The sequence below is a fragment of the Metabacillus indicus LMG 22858 genome, from assembly GCF_000708755.2.
Taxonomy (GTDB): Bacteria; Bacillota; Bacilli; order Bacillales; family Bacillaceae; genus Bacillus_P; species Bacillus_P indicus.
This window is the reverse complement of the sequence record NZ_JGVU02000022.1, coordinates 208,536-225,575: the sequence shown is the minus strand read 5'-3', so window position 1 is coordinate 225,575 and position 17,040 is coordinate 208,536. Positions and strand designations below refer to the sequence as shown.

17 protein-coding genes are annotated in these 17,040 nt (G+C 45.9%); 9 read left to right on the top strand and 8 right to left on the bottom strand.

Translation table 11 applies throughout. The annotated features are described in order from the left end of the window. Nucleotides 1-60: 60 nt before the first annotated feature. Nucleotides 61-1,911: an asparagine synthase (glutamine-hydrolyzing) gene (gene asnB, locus AZ46_RS20740; RefSeq protein WP_029283803.1), complete on the bottom strand. Its 1,851-nt coding sequence runs from the start codon at nt 1,909-1,911 to the stop codon at nt 61-63. 194 nt (nt 1,912-2,105) lie between these two features. Between asnB and AZ46_RS20735 the strand changes: the two genes are divergently transcribed. Next, nucleotides 2,106-2,672 carry a DUF2777 family protein gene (locus tag AZ46_RS20735; protein WP_029283801.1) on the top strand — a complete coding sequence of 189 codons (567 nt, stop codon included), beginning with the start codon at nt 2,106-2,108 and terminating at the stop codon, nt 2,670-2,672. Between the two features lie 35 nt (nt 2,673-2,707). Here the strand turns inward: AZ46_RS20735 and AZ46_RS20730 are convergent, their stop codons facing one another. Next, the gene (locus AZ46_RS20730) at nt 2,708-3,064 is read right to left on the bottom strand and encodes a YisL family protein (RefSeq protein WP_029283799.1); all 357 of its coding nucleotides are present in this window, start codon (nt 3,062-3,064) and stop codon (nt 2,708-2,710) included. A 182-nt stretch (nt 3,065-3,246) separates the two neighbouring features. Here AZ46_RS20730 and AZ46_RS20725 point away from each other — a divergent pair, with 182 nt between their 5' ends. Next, nucleotides 3,247-4,437: an ornithine--oxo-acid transaminase gene (locus tag AZ46_RS20725; RefSeq protein WP_029283797.1), complete on the top strand. Its 1,191-nt coding sequence runs from the start codon at nt 3,247-3,249 to the stop codon at nt 4,435-4,437. Between the two features lie 47 nt (nt 4,438-4,484). Here the strand turns inward: AZ46_RS20725 and AZ46_RS20720 are convergent, their stop codons facing one another. Further along, nucleotides 4,485-5,390, bottom strand: coding sequence for a fumarylacetoacetate hydrolase family protein (locus AZ46_RS20720; protein WP_029283795.1), 906 nt, complete (start codon nt 5,388-5,390; stop codon nt 4,485-4,487). Between the two features lie 311 nt (nt 5,391-5,701). Here AZ46_RS20720 and AZ46_RS21660 point away from each other — a divergent pair, with 311 nt between their 5' ends. Further along, the gene (locus tag AZ46_RS21660) at nt 5,702-5,869 is read left to right on the top strand and encodes an aspartyl-phosphate phosphatase Spo0E family protein (RefSeq protein ID WP_081414267.1); all 168 of its coding nucleotides are present in this window, start codon (nt 5,702-5,704) and stop codon (nt 5,867-5,869) included. On the opposite strand, the gene AZ46_RS20715 is transcribed toward AZ46_RS21660, so the two are convergent. Both AZ46_RS20715 and AZ46_RS20710 read right to left on the bottom strand, forming a co-directional pair. Further along, nucleotides 5,866-7,020 (bottom strand): DUF418 domain-containing protein, encoded by a 1,155-nt coding sequence (locus tag AZ46_RS20715; RefSeq protein WP_029283793.1) that lies wholly within the window; start codon nt 7,018-7,020, stop codon nt 5,866-5,868. The genes AZ46_RS21660 and AZ46_RS20715 overlap by 4 nt on opposite strands. A gap of 746 nt (nt 7,021-7,766) precedes the next feature. Further along, on the bottom strand, nt 7,767-9,890 hold the full coding sequence (locus tag AZ46_RS20710) for a type IA DNA topoisomerase (protein WP_029283791.1): 2,124 nt from the start codon (nt 9,888-9,890) through the stop codon (nt 7,767-7,769). A gap of 261 nt (nt 9,891-10,151) precedes the next feature. Between AZ46_RS20710 and AZ46_RS20705 the strand changes: the two genes are divergently transcribed. The 6 genes from AZ46_RS20705 to AZ46_RS20680 all read left to right on the top strand — a co-directional run bounded on the left by AZ46_RS20705 (nt 10,152) and on the right by AZ46_RS20680 (nt 12,133). Then, nucleotides 10,152-10,373, top strand: a complete 222-nt coding sequence (locus tag AZ46_RS20705; protein WP_029283789.1) for a spore germination protein — start codon at nt 10,152-10,154, stop codon at nt 10,371-10,373. Between the two features lie 13 nt (nt 10,374-10,386). Beyond that, nucleotides 10,387-10,599, top strand: a complete 213-nt coding sequence (locus AZ46_RS20700; RefSeq protein WP_029283787.1) for a spore germination protein GerPB — start codon at nt 10,387-10,389, stop codon at nt 10,597-10,599. A gap of 88 nt (nt 10,600-10,687) precedes the next feature. Continuing rightward, nucleotides 10,688-11,311, top strand: a complete 624-nt coding sequence (gene gerPC, locus AZ46_RS20695) for a spore germination protein GerPC (RefSeq protein ID WP_051827424.1) — start codon at nt 10,688-10,690, stop codon at nt 11,309-11,311. Beyond that, complete coding sequence (locus tag AZ46_RS20690; RefSeq protein WP_029283783.1) at nt 11,308-11,484, top strand: hypothetical protein; 177 nt, start codon at nt 11,308-11,310, stop codon at nt 11,482-11,484. Before gerPC ends, AZ46_RS20690 begins: the two co-directional genes overlap by 4 nt. Next, the gene (locus tag AZ46_RS20685; RefSeq protein WP_029283780.1) at nt 11,481-11,870 is read left to right on the top strand and encodes a spore germination protein GerPE; all 390 of its coding nucleotides are present in this window, start codon (nt 11,481-11,483) and stop codon (nt 11,868-11,870) included. Before AZ46_RS20690 ends, AZ46_RS20685 begins: the two co-directional genes overlap by 4 nt. A gap of 44 nt (nt 11,871-11,914) precedes the next feature. Further along, the gene (locus AZ46_RS20680; protein ID WP_029283778.1) at nt 11,915-12,133 is read left to right on the top strand and encodes a spore germination protein; all 219 of its coding nucleotides are present in this window, start codon (nt 11,915-11,917) and stop codon (nt 12,131-12,133) included. A gap of 34 nt (nt 12,134-12,167) precedes the next feature. On the opposite strand, the gene AZ46_RS20675 is transcribed toward AZ46_RS20680, so the two are convergent. From AZ46_RS20675 to AZ46_RS20665, 3 genes are read right to left on the bottom strand one after another with little or no spacing between them, the layout of a single operon-like run. After that, nucleotides 12,168-12,470, bottom strand: a complete 303-nt coding sequence (locus AZ46_RS20675) for a hypothetical protein (RefSeq protein WP_029283776.1) — start codon at nt 12,468-12,470, stop codon at nt 12,168-12,170. Nucleotides 12,471-12,486: 16 nt separating this feature from the next. Then, nucleotides 12,487-15,831 (bottom strand): SbcC/MukB-like Walker B domain-containing protein, encoded by a 3,345-nt coding sequence (locus AZ46_RS20670; RefSeq protein WP_029283775.1) that lies wholly within the window; start codon nt 15,829-15,831, stop codon nt 12,487-12,489. Beyond that, complete coding sequence (locus tag AZ46_RS20665) at nt 15,828-17,009, bottom strand: exonuclease SbcCD subunit D (RefSeq protein ID WP_029283773.1); 1,182 nt, start codon at nt 17,007-17,009, stop codon at nt 15,828-15,830. The genes AZ46_RS20670 and AZ46_RS20665 overlap by 4 nt, the downstream gene beginning before the upstream one ends. Between the last annotated feature and the right edge of the window lie 31 nt (nt 17,010-17,040).

The window sequence follows — 17,040 nt, the reverse complement described above, 5'->3', positions numbered from 1 at the left end:
TAACATAAAGAGGAAATTAATAGAGTTTGTTTCATTACAAAAAGCCGGCTCAGCCGGCTTTTACGATTCATCAATATCAATTCTGTAGGTTTCAAACCAGACGTGGATCTGTGCAAGATGGGCAAGAAGCTGCGGCCCGGTCATCAGCTGTCCGTACCACGGCGCCTTGAAAGCACTGCCTTCTGATTCGATGATGTCATGCAGCGCCTTTTTATCAAAAAATGTATGCAGCGCTGAATCCTTTTTCTGCGTAAGAGACTGCAGCCACGTTTTGACCGCTTTTGTGTAATGAGGATTGTGCGTTTTAGGATACGGACTCTTTTTCCGGTAGAGCACCTCGTTTGGCAGAGAACCTTCGAGCGCTTTGCGGAGTATGCCTTTTTCCCGGTCTCCGTGCATCTTCATCTCCCACGGAATGTTCCAGACATATTCAACAAGACGGTGATCTGCAAACGGCACCCGGACTTCAAGGCTTGCGCCCATGCTCATGCGGTCTTTGCGGTCAAGCAGCGTCGTCATAAACCAAAGGATGTTCAAATAAAACAGCTGTCTGCGTTTTGACTCTGTCTCAGATTCCCCGTCGAGCAGCGGCGTCTCTTTCAGCGTCTCCTGATATCTCATTTTCACGTATTCTTTTAAGTTCAGCTTGCTTTGCCAGTCCTTGTGAAGCAGATTCATGCGTGCATCCGTAGACCTCATCCACGGAAAGGCTTCTTCCGATAAATCCTGCGGCCTGTGGAACCACGGATAGCCTCCAAAAATTTCATCCGCACACTCTCCGGACAGACCCACAACAAAGTCTTTCTTTATCTCACGGCAGAACCAGAGCAGAGATGAATCAATATCCGCCATTCCCGGAAGGTCTCTGACTTCAACCGCTTCCGTCAAGTTGTCAACGAGCTGCTGCTGCGTGATAACAGACCGGTGATGAACAGTCTGGAAAGCTTCTGTCATTTTATCAATCCAAGGGGCATCCGAGTTCGGCTGAAATTCATTTGCTTTGAAAAACTTCTCGTTATCTTCATAATCGATTGAAAATGTGTGGAGCGGACCTTTTCCCTCTTTTTCAAAAGCCTTTGCCGCAATAGCGGTAATGGCGCTTGAATCAAGGCCTCCGGATAAAAAGGTGCAAACCGGCACATCGGATACAAGCTGCCTTGTCACAGCATCATTCACAAGGAACCCGACGCGGCTTACCGTTTCATCAAATGTATCTATATGCCTGGCACTTTTCACATTCCAGTATCTCCATACCTTTATTCCATTCTTGGAAAATGTCATGGCATGGGCAGGACGCAGTTCTTTTATCCCTTTAAAAACCCCGATGCCAGGCGTTCTGGATGGTCCGAGGCCAAATATTTCGCTCATCCCTTCCCGGTCTAGCACAGCCTTTTGATCCGGGTGTGCAAGAATAGCTTTCAGCTCGGAGCCGAAAATGAGAGATGCGTCCTTCTCTGCATAAAATAACGGCTTTACTCCCAGTCTGTCTCTTGCGATAAATACGGATTCACGGGCAGCATCCCACACCGCAAAGGCAAAAATGCCGTTTAGATGATTGACACACTCTTCTTTCCATTCCATATAGGCAGTCAGCAGCACCTCTGTATCTGAATGGCCTCTGAATGTGTAGCCCCTTTTAAGAAGTTCCGTGCGGATGTCTTCTGTATTATAAAGCTCCCCATTGTAGCAAATCGTGTACTCATTTTCTTCCCTGCTTCTTGTCATCGGCTGCCTGCCGCCTTCAGGGTCCACAACAACGAGACGTTTATGTCCAAACAGAACATGCTGCTCTCCCCACAGGTTCGTATCATCCGGTCCGCGCTTGGATAAGCACTCCGCCATGGCTTTCATGACAGTTTTTTGCTGTTTGAGGTCTTTCTGGTAGTCAACCCAGCCTGTTATTCCACACATCTGCCTTTCACTCCCCGTTTTTACTGTCTGATAGGTCTCAGACGGTCAAAGATGTACCTATCCTATGCTTACTTTATGAAGTGTTGATTTGTCCTTATCACGTTTTCTTCAGGCAAGTATAAAGGCATTCTGCATAATTCTTCCTCCTTTTGGAAAAAACGAATGATAAGAACATGGGCAAAGGAGGCTGCGTTATGCTGTCAAAACAGAAGCACCGGCTGTTTGAGCGTCAAAAAAGAGCGCACATAACCGGATTTATTGAGATTGGCGAGGATCAGGAAATCTTATTTTATGATGATGAGCATGAGGAAGTGACGATTCTTCATTTCAAAAAAGATGAAAAAGTGGAGATTCTTTTAGAAGACAGCTGGTATCATGGGATTTATAGCGGAAACGGCCAGCTATCGGTTCCGACGGGGATGCATAAGCTCCGTGAAAATGATACCCTCCGCATTCCCAAAAAGGTGCAGTATGCGTTTGATTATATGCTGAAGGAAGCTACTGATGACTCATTTGTTTCCTTTACGTCAAAACTGAATGAACTTTCCTTTTCGATTCATGACTGCATCTACAGCTACAATCAGATGGTCTTTCTTGAAGAAACAGAAGAGAAAAAAGGGGTTTCCTTCTACCAGTTTGATAACGAAGAAGCCGTCTGCGCCGTGCAGCATCACTTCCTGAGAGGAAACAAGCATGAAGACAGATTCGAATTTACAGTATGTACTGGAACAAGAGCTCTATTAACCCAGCTGAAACCATAAAAAAACCTCCGCAAAAAGTTGCGGAGGTTTTTTCATTAAAACAGCTTTAAGCCAAGCGGAAGACGCAGGCCAAGCAGAATAACAACAATCAATGCAATGACAAACTGAATCCAGAAAATGCGTGTCGGCTTGCCCTTTTTTCCGCGGACAAGGATCATTTCCATCATGCCGATGACATAGATTCCAAGAATGACTTTTCCGATGTACTCTCCAGTGATTGCGCCAAGGCCGAGCAGCAGCTGAATTCCTGAAGCAATAATCAGCAGATAGAACAGTCTTAGTGTCATGTGAACAATTTTAAACGGTTTTTCTTTTCCCGACTTGAAGAGGGAGTTCGCAACGAAAAATAGAATGAGTGCGACAACCCAGGTCGTGATATGCAAGTGTGTCATGTGGCATTCCTCCTCTTTTAAACATGGTAATCCATCCATATAATATCATGAATCTCACCAAAAAATGAAATGTAAGCGCATCTCCCCGCCTATTGTTTTCTTGAAAAAGGTAGGCTATTGTAGTACTTGAGGAATGCTAGATTCCTGTTTTACAAGACTTAAACGCACCAGGAGGGGATATTGTGTCTAAATCAGTACAAATCATCAGCTTGACTGAAAAATACGGGGCAAATAATTATCATCCGCTGCCGATCGTTATTTCCAAGGCAGAAGGGGTTTGGGTAGAGGATCCTGAAGGAAACAAATATATGGATATGCTCAGTGCTTACTCAGCAGTCAATCAGGGCCACCGCCACCCTAAGATCATTGAAGCACTTAAGGAACAGGCCGACAAAATCACCCTGACTTCCAGAGCTTTTCACAACGACCAGCTCGGACCGTGGTATGAGAAAGTATCGGCTTTAACTGGGAAAGAAATGGTTCTTCCGATGAATACAGGTGCTGAGGCCGTTGAAACCGCTGTAAAAACAGTGCGCCGGTGGGCATATGATGTGAAAGGGGTACCTGCTGATCAGGCTGAGATCATCGTGTGCGAGGAAAATTTCCACGGCCGTACAATGACAGCGGTATCAATGAGTTCAAGCGATGAATACAAGCGCGGTTTCGGACCGATGCTTCCGGGAATAAAAGTCATTCCGTTCGGTGATCTTGATGCACTGAAAGCAGCAATCACACCGAATACGGCTGCTTTCATTTTCGAGCCGATTCAAGGCGAAGCAGGCATCCACATTCCTGAAGAAGGCTTCCTGAAAGCTGCTTTTGACATTTGCAAAGAACAAAACGTTCTCTATGTTGCAGATGAAATCCAGGCAGGCCTTGGCCGGTCCGGCAAGCTTTTTGCCTGCGACTGGGAAGACGTTAAGCCTGACATGTACATTCTTGGAAAAGCACTTGGAGGCGGGGTTTTCCCTATTTCCTGCGTAGCTGCAGACAAAGATGTCCTTGGTGTATTTGAGCCGGGTTCACATGGTTCAACGTTCGGAGGAAACCCTCTTGCGTGCGCTGTTTCCATCGCTGCACTTGACGTCCTGACAGAGGAAAAGCTTCCTGAGCGCTCACTTGAACTCGGCGCTTATATGCAGGAGAAGCTTCGCGAAATCAGCAATCCTGTCATTAAAGAAGTACGCGGAAGAGGTTTATTCATCGGCCTTGAGCTGACTGAAGCTGCCCGCCCTTACTGCGAGAAGCTGAAAGAAGAAGGCCTTCTGTGCAAGGAGACACATGATACGGTCATCCGGTTTGCACCGCCGCTTGTCATTTCAAAAGAAGATCTTGACTGGGCGATTGAAAAAGTGAAGAAGGTTCTTTCCTAATAGAGAAGATTAAAGAAGCACACCGGTTTCGGTGTGCTTCTAGCATGTTATTCAGCAATCGTGTTGCTTAACGTTCCGATGCCTTCAATTGATATTTCGACAGTATCTCCAGGGCTTAAATATTTTGGCGGCTTAAACCCTTTCCCGACTCCTGCCGGTGTTCCGGTTGCAATGATATCACCCGGTTCAAGTGTCGTGCCCTGTGAAATGGTTGAAATTACATTTTCAATGGAGAAAATCATGTCTTTCGTATGGCCTTCCTGTCTGACTTCGCCATTTACTTTCGTAACAAGGGAAAGTGCGTATGGATCAGGAACCGCAGATTTATGTACAATATATGGTCCCATCGGACAGGATGTATCCAGGCTTTTTCCAAGAAGAAACTGTTTATGCCTCGACTGAAGATCCCTTGCCGTAATGTCATTTAATACAGTATAACCGTATACATAATCCATTGCCTCAGCTTCCGGAATCCGTTTCCCTTTTTTCCCGATAATGACCGCAAGCTCACCCTCGTAATCCAGCTCACTTGTCAAATGAAGGTGAGGGTCTATCTTTTGTCCATGGCCCGTTACGGCTGTAGGGGCTTTTGAAAAAAGCATCACATGTTCAGGTATATCCGCTTCGCTCCCAAGCTCAATCGCATGTTCCCTGTAATTTTTGCCCACGCAGAATATGTTCTTCCGCGGAGAAGCAATAGGAGGAAGCCATGTAACATCCGTCAGAGAATATAAAAAGGATTCTGTCTCAACCGCCTTTTTCACATACATCTGCAGCTGTTTCAGGTGATTGAAAAACTTTTCTCCCATTTCAATGCATTCAATCATTGACTGCGGGGCTGATTCCATGTCAAACCACTTTTTCTCTGCCCTTTGAATATCAAGAATCTTGTTTTCTTCCATAATCAGTCCGATGAAGGTCCTTCCGCCAATCTGAGCTGTTGCAAGTTTCATTGTTACCCCCCGTTATCTCTTTAATCTAAACTGCCTGATAATGTATCTTATTCGATAAAGAATGACACATTTCCTCTAAAAAAACGCCTGTCTGTCCGGCAGCATTTTTCTTTGGCATAAGACCTATGAAAAACAGATCGAAACCTATCCCGCTTTGTAGAAACCTGTAATGTTTTTTGTTATTTTAGCGAAATCAAACCATTTTGTACAACCCTGTGTATAATAAGTGTAACCCGTTTGGAACAAGCCTTTTTGGAATTCCATTTCTCAAAAAAACCTTCCTATTAAACCATGAAAGTTGGAGGAAAATCATGGCAGTGAATGAAATCGAAGTGCACAGACAAAAGCTTTTTGAAGCAGCAAAAGAACATGGAATGAATTCTTCTGAAACGGTGCGCCGCAGCCAGGAGCTCGACCAGCTCATCTTAGAACAAATCAAGCGGCAGATGGAAGGTGAACTGCAGACGGCAGTAAACTAAGCTCTGCTGAACAAGTAAATCCACTTCCTCAAGAGCCATTCTGCCGGACCAAACCTAAATGTTCTAAACCAATAATAGCTGACAATCAGCTGCACCGAGTAGAGAATCGCTGCAATCATGACACCTTCGGCTGCTGAAATGTTTCCGTACAAGCCAAAACCATAGGAATAAAAAAGAAATGTACAGACCACTGACTGCATCAGGTAATTGCTTAAAGATGCCCGTCCCGCTGCCTTAAGAGCGCCAAGCTTGAAAGAATAGTTATTCAGCAGCAGCAGAATCACCGAAACATAAAACAGGGTCAGTGCCGGACCCCCTAATGACAGCTGCAGATGCTGAGTAAGCAAATTCTCCTCCCAATATAAGGGTGCACCTTTTAATAGAACTGCGGCAGTTCCTGTTATAAGTGCCGTCCGTTTCCATTCAGACGACAGATCCTTATGAAACCAGCCACGCTTATAGGCGGCAGCACCAAGCATGAAAAGCGGTAAAATGGATATCACAAGAAAAAATGCATTCTCAAAGTTATTTACATACAGCCAGTCTGTCACTCTCTGCTGAGTAATGTCAAAAAAGCTCCCTGTCTGGTACGCGTCAGCTGACTGCTGAACAGCTTCCTGCGATTTGTAGTGACTGAGCATCTCCGGATCAACTGCATATGCCGCAATAAGAGCAAATGAAATCAGCACATTCGGAAGCAGCAGGATGAATAGCCCCCACTTAATGAGCCCCCTGGAATTCCACTTGATAAATAACAGAAATAAAAACCCAATCAAGGCGTAGTTTGCCAGAATGTCTCCATGCCAGATCAAAAAAGCATGCAGGAGGCCAATAATCAGCAGACCAATGAGCCTTCTTGTATAATACACATTGAACGAATGCCCCTTTTTCAATGCCCTCTCATAAAAAATCACCGTTCCCGCTCCAAATAAAAATGAGAACAGCGGATAAAAGCTTGCCTGAGCAAAAAACGAAATCAGCTGCTCAACAATCCGGTCAGACCCGCTGCCGCTCACAAGGCTCGTCTCATAAAGAGCAGGCGCATAAAAAGACTTCATATTCACAAGCAGGATGCCAAGCAGAGAAAAGCCTCTTAGAATATCAAGCGTATGCAGCCTGTCCTTCTCAGGGACTGCTGTAAGTGGATCCATTGTTACTCCCCTCCTTTTATTTCATACGATCAATTTTGTGGTCTTTATGGTTTTGGGGTGCGCGTCCGCTTTTTTAGTGCCCTCAATTTCCGACTTTCGGTTTTTGAGGGTTCTATTCTGCGGTTTTAGTGCCCTCAATTTCCTACTTTCAATTTTTAAGGGTACTATTCTGCGGTTTTAGTGCCCTCAATTTCTGACTTTCGGTTTTTGAGGGTACTATTCTACGGTTTTAGTACCCTCAATTTCTGACTTTCGATTTTTGAGGGTACGGTTCTGCGGTTTTAGTGCCCTCAATTTCCTACTTTCGATTTTTGAGGGTACTATTCTGCGGTTTTAGTGCCCTCAATTTCCTGCTTCCGATTTTTGAGGGTACTATTCTGTGGTTTTAGTGCCCTCAATTTCCTACTTTCGATTTTTGAGGGTTCTATTCTGTGGTTTTAGTGCCCTCAATTTCCTACTTTCGATTTTTGAGGGTACTATTCTGCGGTTTTAGTGCCCTCAAGCTCCGATTTCCAGGTTTTGAGGGCACCATTCCCGTTCTCCAGCACCCCCAAGCTCTGTCTCCAAGGGTTTGAGGGCACCATTCCCGTTCTCCAGTGCCCTCAAGCTCCGTTTTCCAGGTTTTGAGGGCATCATTCCCGTTCTCCAGTGCCCTCAAGCTCTGTCTCCAAGTGTTTGAGGGTACGGTTCAAATATTCACCGCCATTGATTACCAAAGAGGACGAGCAGCATGCCGTAAAGGCAGGTTATTCAAACGAAAACCCAATCTTCCCATCCTTCAGGACAAGACTTGCATCAAACGGCTTTTTACCTTTGAAGCCTTTGAGCTTATTGGTTTTCCCTTTTTGGCACAGTGTTTTGATCTGCGCGGCGGATATGGATTTTCCGAGCAGTTTTTTCGGAAAGGTCTGCTTGCATCCGCTTTTGTATTCTGTGCAGCCGTAGAAGGTTTTTCTGTCCATGATGCTGCCCTTTTGGCAGGCGGGGCAGGCACAGATTGCAGCGCGCGTTTCCTGCTGGGGCGGAATGGCGACCTCAAGTTTTTCCATACTTTCTCCTGCCTGGCTGATCAGGGTGTAGCAGAATTTTTTGGCCGTTTCAATAAAGACTTCTTTGGATTTTTCGCCGCTTCCGATTCCTTTGAGATAGACTTCCCATTTGGCCGTCATTTCAGGCTTGGAGAGCAGAGTGCCGTCAACGGCTTCACAAAGAACTTCCCCTTTTGGCGTGACAAACACTTCATTTTTCTTCACTTCAATAAACTTCCTCATAAGAAGCGTATCAATAATTCCGGAGCGCGTTGCTTCTGTCCCGAGGCCTTCTGTGCTGTTCAGCGCTTCTCTCATCTCTTTGTCTTCCACATGCTTGCCGGCTGTTTTCATGAGCGTGATCAGCTGTCCCTGGGTGTACGGTTTAGGAGGCTGTGTCATGCCGTCCTTCACTCCGATTTCCGCTTTTGCGGGCTCGCCCGCCGCCACTTTTGGAAGCATTTGAAGATCTGCTTTTTCTTCCGGGCTGTCAGTCTCTTTTTGGTACAGCGTCTTCCAGCCGGGCTTTTTCATCGTTCTTCCCTTGCTGATAAAATCATTTTTGCCGATGGACGTCAGAATGGTTGTTTCATCATAGACGTAATCCTCCATAAACATGCCGAGAGCTGTTTTGATCACTTCTTCGTATACAGCCTTTTGTTCACCGCTGAAGGAATTGTATGCAGCTTGCGTGACCCTTTTTTCAGTAGGCACGATGGCATAGTGATCGCTCACGCGTTTGGCATCCACGAACCGTTTTGAAGGCGACAGTCTAGCAGGGGTACATGACAGGGACAGGGTCTCCTGATACTGGCCGATTCGCGCTTTGATGTATCCGAATTCTTCTTCTGTTATGTACTGGGAGTCTGTTCTCGGATACGAAATATACCCTTTTTCGTAAAGAGACTGTGCTGTTTTCAGAACCCCGCTTGGACTCATTTTTCTCTGTTTATTCAATTTTGCCTGGAGGGTTGATAAGCTGTGAAGCTTTGGCGGCGGTACTCTTTTCTCCGCTGTTTCTGCACTTTTCACTGTCGCTTCATAAAGCGTTTTTCCCTTTACAATTTCAGGACCAACAGCAGAAAACAATTCTTCCGGGCTTTTAAAGCGCCCCTTCAGCTTTCCGGTATAGTTTCCTGCGGACACTTCAAATGCAGCCTGAAGCTCAAAGAAAGGTTCAGGCTTAAAGTTTTCAATCTCCTTTTGCCTGTCATAGATCAGTTTCAGAACCGGAGTCTGCACTCTTCCCACACTGAAGACATCCCTTATCCCTTTCTTCTGAAGATGAAGGGTATACAGCCTGCTCGCATTTAAGCCAACAAGCCAGTCAGAGATTTGCCTCGCCTGGGCTTCATGGTAAAGATGGATGGTCTTGCTCCCGTCGTAAAGCTCTGTGAATCCTTTCATGATGGCGTTTTCTGTTAATGAACTTGTCCAAAGACGCTTCACGCTCTTTTTTTCTGCACCGGCCATCATGATCAGAAGTCTTGCAATATTTTCCCCTTCACGGGCAGGGTCAGTGCCGATGATAATTTCATCTGCTTCCTTTAATAACTCTTTGACAATCTTAAACTGCTTCGCTTTCCCTTTGCTGACTTTATATGAAAAATGATCTGGAATAATCGGCAGTGTTTCAAACCGCCATTTTTTCCATTCGTCTTTGTATTCATCGGGGTTTTTAAGTTCGACCAGGTGGCCGATTGCCCACGTGATTTTTGCGCCGTCCGGAAATACCTGGCACGGTTTAATCTCTAAATATCCCTCTTTTTTCACAGAAGGAAAAGGGGCTGCAAGCTTGCGGCCCTGATCTGGTTTTTCAGCTAGAATGACCACTTGGGACATGTTTGCATGGACCTCATTTCATTTAAGAAACAATGAATCTGCTTCTCTTGTATTCTTATCCAGTATGGATCATTTTGCTCTAAAAAGAAATAGCTGCAGCTTCAGTGAAAGCTGTCAAAACGTCTTTTCCCTGATTAATAAAGGATGAAAAATCAATTATCGCGCTGCAGGAAAAACTCCGCTTTTATCACAAGTCTGCCTATTTTTCATACGATATTTTACAGGTGCCTTACTGCCTGAATGAAGCAAAGGATGTTGAATATGCCAGCCATTGTGGGAGCATTTAAAGTGAATGCCGTCGGAACAAGCAGCATTGTTCACGTCGGGGATTGCATTACCATCTCACCTTACAGCGAGGTCAAAACCTTTGCCGGGGCAGGATCTTTTAATACAGGTGACGGACTGAACATCTACAATCAAAACAGTGTGACGAACGCTTACGATAATGACGTGGTTGACCAGCCGATTGTCGGCAATGCATAAACGGGGTGAAAAAATGAATTTTTACATTAACCAGACCATTCAAATTAATTTTTTGAAAGTGGATGCCGTCAGCAACTCTTCCGTTCTGCAGATTGGAAGCGCAGGCATCATCAAGCCGCTTGCAAATCTCTATAACACCGGGGCTTTCACGACGCCCGCTCCTCCTGCAATCAGCCCCGGAGGTTCTCAGTCTGAAGGCCCGCTTGTTCCGCTTGCACCGAGTTAATTCAAATAGGCATTCACCCATATCTGCAGCGTGCATATAATAGCCCATAATCGCTTTGCACGTGATCTAAAGAAACGGGGTGAATGAATTGTACTATGACCAGTCGATGATGCAGTGCATTCAGCATTTGTATGGAATGGTTCAAGCTCAAGACCAGAAGATTCAAAAGCTTGAGGCCTCTGTTTCCGCTATGATGGAAGAAATAGAAGAACTAAAAAAACGCCCCAGTACAACGATTGAAAAGATTGAATATAAATTTGATCAATTAAAAGTGGAGACACTTGAAGGCACGCTTAATATCGGGCTGAATCCAACTGTTCCTGACCAGATTGAACAGTTTGAAGTAGAGCAGAACGGTCTTCAAGTAAATAACCAAACGTCAAATCCAAAACGCGACGAAGAGATATTTGAGGCGGTTCAGTCCAATTTGCTCGTCTTCCTGACTGAAGATGTCGCAAAATACATTGAAACACTTGCCGAACAGAACAACTACCAGCTTGATGATGCTCATAAAGAATTCATCATTGAAGATATCCGCAAACAGATCGACAGCCGGATCAGATTCTATTTGAAGCAGGGAGGATACAGCGAGTCTGTCCCTGCTGAAAAACAGATTGAAGAAATAACGGCTAAAGTAAAACAGGAGGTTGAACGTTCAATCACCTACTTTATCCAGGCCCTGCCCCAAGAAGGAGCTGAAAGCGAAACATGAAATTCACGGTTGTAAACAAGGACATTTCAGTTGGTGCCATCAGGGTAACAGCTGTTGCGAGTTCAAGCGTCTTTCTCATCGGAGATGCAAACTGCATCACCATGTCATCGGTTTTTGATACGCCGCCTGAATCACTGATCATCGGTCCTTTTGTACCGCTTGCCCCGGCATGATCCAGAATCGTTTATCCATCGTCAATGGGGCGTACATTGATTCGGTGGGGATCAGTTCGGTATTTCAAGTCGGCGACAGCGTTGATATTATCCCGCGTATAAAGGTTTATGCCGTACAGAGGGAAGAAGAAATTGATTTCGGAAATGAAGGGGACCTGAAACAGTATAATATTTATTCTGAAAACCTTCCCCGGCCGCTTATATACGAAAATGTCCAGACTGCATTTTTTCATGAATGTCCGGTCATCCGTGTCGGTGCTGTAAAAGTTACCTCTATATCCTCTGCCGGGGTTGTCCATTTCGGGTCAACCAATACAATTGACGGCGAATCAAGGGTGAAGCACATCAGACAATTGCGGAGCAGGAATGAACGTTCCGATTCATAATGCATAGACTGAAAGTATGACAGAAAGACAAAGGGTGTTCGTTCATGCCAGCAATCATCGGTCCGATCTGCATTAACTCTGTCGGCGGCGGTGTCGTAAACTTTGGTGATTCCTTTTATCTGTCTCCTAAAAGCTCATCAAAGACAGCTTCCGGTTCCGGCGGCGGAAATACAGGCGACTTTATCATAGTCAACAACATCGTAAGTGCAACCAACTCGTTAGACCCAGATGTAAATGATCAGAATATTGTAGCCAATAATTAGAAAAAGACGTGCCAACTCTCCGGCACGTCTTTTTTCATTTCCGTTTCTTCCGCTCATTTGATTTTTTTGTCCTGACAAGCTTTGAGGACGGCTGCTTGCGGATCCATTTGATGAAGCTTGAAATTTTCGGATCGCTTCTTAAATCCTGGATGGTATTCAGCCTTACAGCCAGTTCGTCATTTGTATAGAGGGCATGGATCTGTTTATGGCACGGAATGCAGAGCATCGCGGTCGGCATGAAGGTGCCGCCCATTTCCTTCGGGGTTAAATGATGTTCTGTTGTTTCAACCTCCTGCCTTTTGCACAGCTCGCATGTTCCAAGTTGTTTCTTTGCCATTATCAACCTATCCTCTCTACATCAGTTCAAGCTGGACCGATGTGCCGCTTCCTGTCGGCTCTGCAGGTGTTACGACAAGCTTCCTCGGAAGTCTTGCACGAAGCTCCTGCACATGGCTGATGACGCCGACGGAAAGGTTATTGGACTGCAGTTTTTCAAGAGCCGTTATGACTGTATCAAGCAAATCTGCATCAAGCGTCCCGAAACCTTCATCAAGGAAAAAGAACTGAAGCGGGTATTCTCCCCGCAGCTGGATCTGAGATGACAGAGAAAGCGCCAGTGCCAGGGAGGTCAGGAATGTTTCTCCGCCTGAAAGGCTTGAAACGGGACGCCTTACTCCTCCGTTTGCATCATCACGCATGACAAATCCGCCGGAAGAATCCACTTCAATGGCATAGCGCTGTCTTGTAAGCTGTCCGAGCCGCTCAGAAGCATCCTCGCTCACAAGGTGGAGCTGTTCTTCTGCCAGGAACTCAACGAACGCATTTCCTTTGAATACCGTCTGCAGCTTTTCAAGTCTTGCTGCAAGCTCCTCAAGCTCAAGGCGTTTTTGCTCCAGTTCCATGTATCTTTCGTGCTTATCCTTCAGGATATGAAGAGCTTTTGCGGCAGCTCCGCGGGCTTCTGAGGCAGCATCTGCCAGCTGTTTCGTTTCTGCTTTCAGCTCTTTTATGGACTCCCATTCATCCAAGCTGACAGAACGGTTTTTCCGTTTCGCTTCCACACGTTTAAAGTCTGCCATGACTTGTTTCTTTTTATCCTGATAGACGTCAAACTCTTCCTTCAGACTTTGCTTAATTGCTTGCGGCATAAAAGCAGAGGCAGCCTCCGCAGCATCTTTGAAAGGCGTCTTCTGTTTGATCTGCTCCCATTTTTCAGCCGCATCGCGCAGTCTTGCTTCAGCCTGTTCAAACGTTTTTTCTGCAGCCGCACTGCTGCTTTCTGCTTTTTGCACAGCCTCCATCGCTTCCTGAAAGGATTTATAGAGGCTTTGTTCCTTGGCATAAAGCTCCTTTTGCATGGCCTCGTTTTCCCGAAGCTGAAGGGAGAGATGTTTATCTCCTGTTTCTTTTTCAATCCGTTTTTGTTTTTCACCCGCAGTTTGCCTCATGCTTGTTAAATAGGCCGTCAGCTCTGCGCGGCTGATGCTCAGCTGCTGGCATTCTGTCTCAAGCTGTTTTATTTCCTTTTCTTTTTCTTCAATGAAATCAATGCTTTTTGCAACCCTGGTTTTCAGCTCTTCAAATTGTTCATCTTTCTCCCTTATCAGCCTTTGCTCTTCTGCTGCCTGGTCAGCTGTAAGGTCACCAAATGCTTTTGTCCACTTTTCTAGTGCAGCATTGTATTCTTTTTCTGTTTGCTGCCATTTTTCTGCTGCTTCCTTGTGCTCAGCAACATGACTGCCATGCGTAAACTCAAGCTGACGGAGAGCTTCATTCTGCTTCCTTACGGTTGAATGGAGCTTTGTATACTGTTCTTTCATTTGAAGAAAATCCTGGGTTAATGATTTTGATTCTGTCAACACATCCATTTCATCATTACCGTCTTCAAGTTCAGTTAAGACAGATGATAAAAACGAATAGGATAAAATCATTTCTTTTGAGAGATCTTCCCACTTTTCTTTTGCATTCTCCAATTGCAGCGTAAGAAGCGCATCTTTATCTGCCTGCTTTTCAAGCATTTCAAGATTTGATCCATCTGAAGATTCCAAGGCTTTGAAGTCAGCCGGCGCAGGGTGATGAACAGATCCGCATACAGGGCACGGCTCATCAGTGGTGAGGCTTTTTGCGAGCATTTCTGCCATGTTTCTTTGAACGTTTTTCTTTTCCTCCTGAAGCAGCTGTCTTCTCGTCTCTGCATGCTTTTTGTGCTGGTTCAGCACTTCGCAGCTTGCATGATAGCCCTTTTGCACATTTTCATAAAGAGCTTTCATACTGTCTTCATATTCATGCATTTTCTTCTTTGCCTGCATTATGGTTTCATCTGACTGCAGGATTTTTTGCTTCTTTTGCTCAGTTTTATTCTTCCATTCAGTAACGACCGACTCGGCATTTGTAAGGAACATCCTTTGTTCTGACGCAGCCCGTATTCTTTCTCTTTCTTTGCTTGTTACTGTATTTTGCTCCATCTGCTCTTTTAGAAGGTTTTGCTTTTGAACAGCTTTTTTCAGAAGCTCATTTGCCCGCGCCGCACTTTCCTCTTTTTCTGTAAGTTCAGTTGTCAGGCGTTTGTTCTGTGCGGCCTTTTCTTCCAGCAACCGGATTTCATGCTGCAGTTCTTCTTCCAGAGCAAGCAGCTGCAGGAGCTGTTCTTTTCTTGAAGCAAGCGCCGGCTCTTCGGCTGCCTTTTGTTTCCGGATCTCTTCATAGGCGGCTGCCGCAGAAGCATATGACTGCTTTTGTCTTTGCCATTCTGCTACAGATTCTTCCTTTATCCTTCTGCTGCCTTCTTTTTCCCGCTCAGCCGTCTGCAGTGCTTCCGCGTAGGGTTTTGCCAGATCAGCTTTTTCTGCGCGGTCGAGTTTTGCTGCAAGCTGTTGGATGTCCGCTTTCTTTTTTTCAAGCTCTGCAAGCTCTTTTTCATAGCTTTCCTGTTCAAGCTGAAGTGCCCGGACTTCCTCAAGCTCTTGATGGTGCCTGACTGTTTCTTCATATTCCTTCTGCCTTTTTTCTAAAAGGAGATTTACACCTTTAAGCTCTTCTTCCGCAAATTTAACGGCTTCCTTTGATGCATCTCCAAGACCAGCCTGTTCGGCTGAAATCTCGTTCTGCTCTCCCCTGGCATCCGTCAGCCGTTTTCTGACCTTTTTGACAAGCTCTTCCCCGTATTGTTCCAAGTGGAAAAGCCGCTGGAGCATCTGCCTTCTTTCAGCTCCCTTGAGAGATAAAAATTCTGCAAACTTGCCCTGCGGAAGCACGACTGCCCTGGTGAAATCATCAATGGTCAAGCCTAAAAGAGCATGTACTTTTTCATTCACTTCCGCCGCTTTATCCGCAAATACCGCTGTTTCCTCGCCATGCTCAAGAATTCTGCACAGCGCGGTTTTCACCCGGTGCTCATCCGTCCGCTTAAACATCCTTTCAACTGAATATCGTTTCAGGCTTTCTGCATTTTCCAGTTCAAATGTAAACGACACATGAACAGTATCCTCGGCATGATTGATGATTCCGTGGGTATTGTTTGCCGCCCGCTCCACTTTTCCGTACAGAGCAAGTGTCATGGCGTCAAGAATCGAGGATTTCCCGCTTCCGGTCGGGCCGAAAATGCCGAATACGCCGCCTTCGCAGAGAGAACTGAAATCAACGGTCTGTTTTTCCCTGAAGCTGTGAAGCCCCGAGATAGTAAGTGCGATTGGCTTCATCCTCTGTCCTCCTCCTCTTTCGTCTCATCATGAACCATATCGAGAAAAAGTTTCATCGTTTCCCCGTCAGGCTTTGCCCCACCGGTCTGTTTTTCATAAAATCTCGTAAAAAGCTCGTCAATGGGCAGGTTCGCCCTGCTTTCACGGATTTCTTCGTTCATGTTCTTTTCAAAAACCGGACGAATATGAACAAAGCCAGGATGTGATTTTCTCAGCCTGTGAATTTCCTCAAGAGAAAGTGTATCCTTCAGGTGAACCTCAAGATCAATCCAGGCAAGCTTGTCCTTCCCTTCATCCAGCCACTGATGAACCTGATGCAGGCCTTCCTGGGCTTTCCATTTCACAAGAGGCTTTCCGCTTGAGAGCAGAATCTCGGATACCTGTGCCTGTCCTCCCGGATCGGCCTCCACCATCGTGACGGATTTCGCATAGCCCGTTTCAGAAAAACTGTAAGCAAGCGGTGAGCCGGAATATCTGGCGGCAGAACTTGCCCGCTTCAGCGTTTGAGGACGGTGAAGATGGCCAAGCGCCGTGTACTGAGCAAGTTCCGGAAGACTTGAGGCAGCGACCGTATAGGCCCCGCCCACTTCGATCGGTCTTTCCGAATCAGTCGAGCTCCCGCCTGCGACATAAATATGACTCATCGCAAGATTTACTGTTTCTTTTCTAAACTTTCCCGCCATCACGGCGAACAAATCTCTGATGCGCTCGTCGTATGAATTGCGAAGCAGAATTTCATCATGGGTGTCTGACAGAACCTCTTTAAGCCTTGCCTCAGAAGGATAGGCAAGAGCAGCCATCGCCATCGTCTGGCCGGCAGACGGCACATCAATTGTCAGTACATCCGCTGTCGGGTAGCCAACCAAGTAGATCCCCTGGGTATCTGCAAGAGGCGAAGCAGCCTGAACACGTTCCGGATTGTCATGATTTCCTGCAATCACAACGACAGGCCTGTTTCCCTTGTCCGAAAGTCTCGAGATGCTCTCATAAAAGAGCTGTTCAGCCGCTGCGGGCGGATTGACTGTGTCAAATACGTCTCCAGCCATAATTATGGCATCCGCTTTTTCTTCCGCCGCGATCAGGGAGAGCTCATCTAAAAACTGGGCCTGCTCTTCAAGGCGGCTCCTTCCTTCAAGCGTCCTTCCAAGATGCCAGTCTGCTGTGTGCAGAATTCTCATAAGCTTCTCTCCTTTAAAAAAGCTCAAGCTG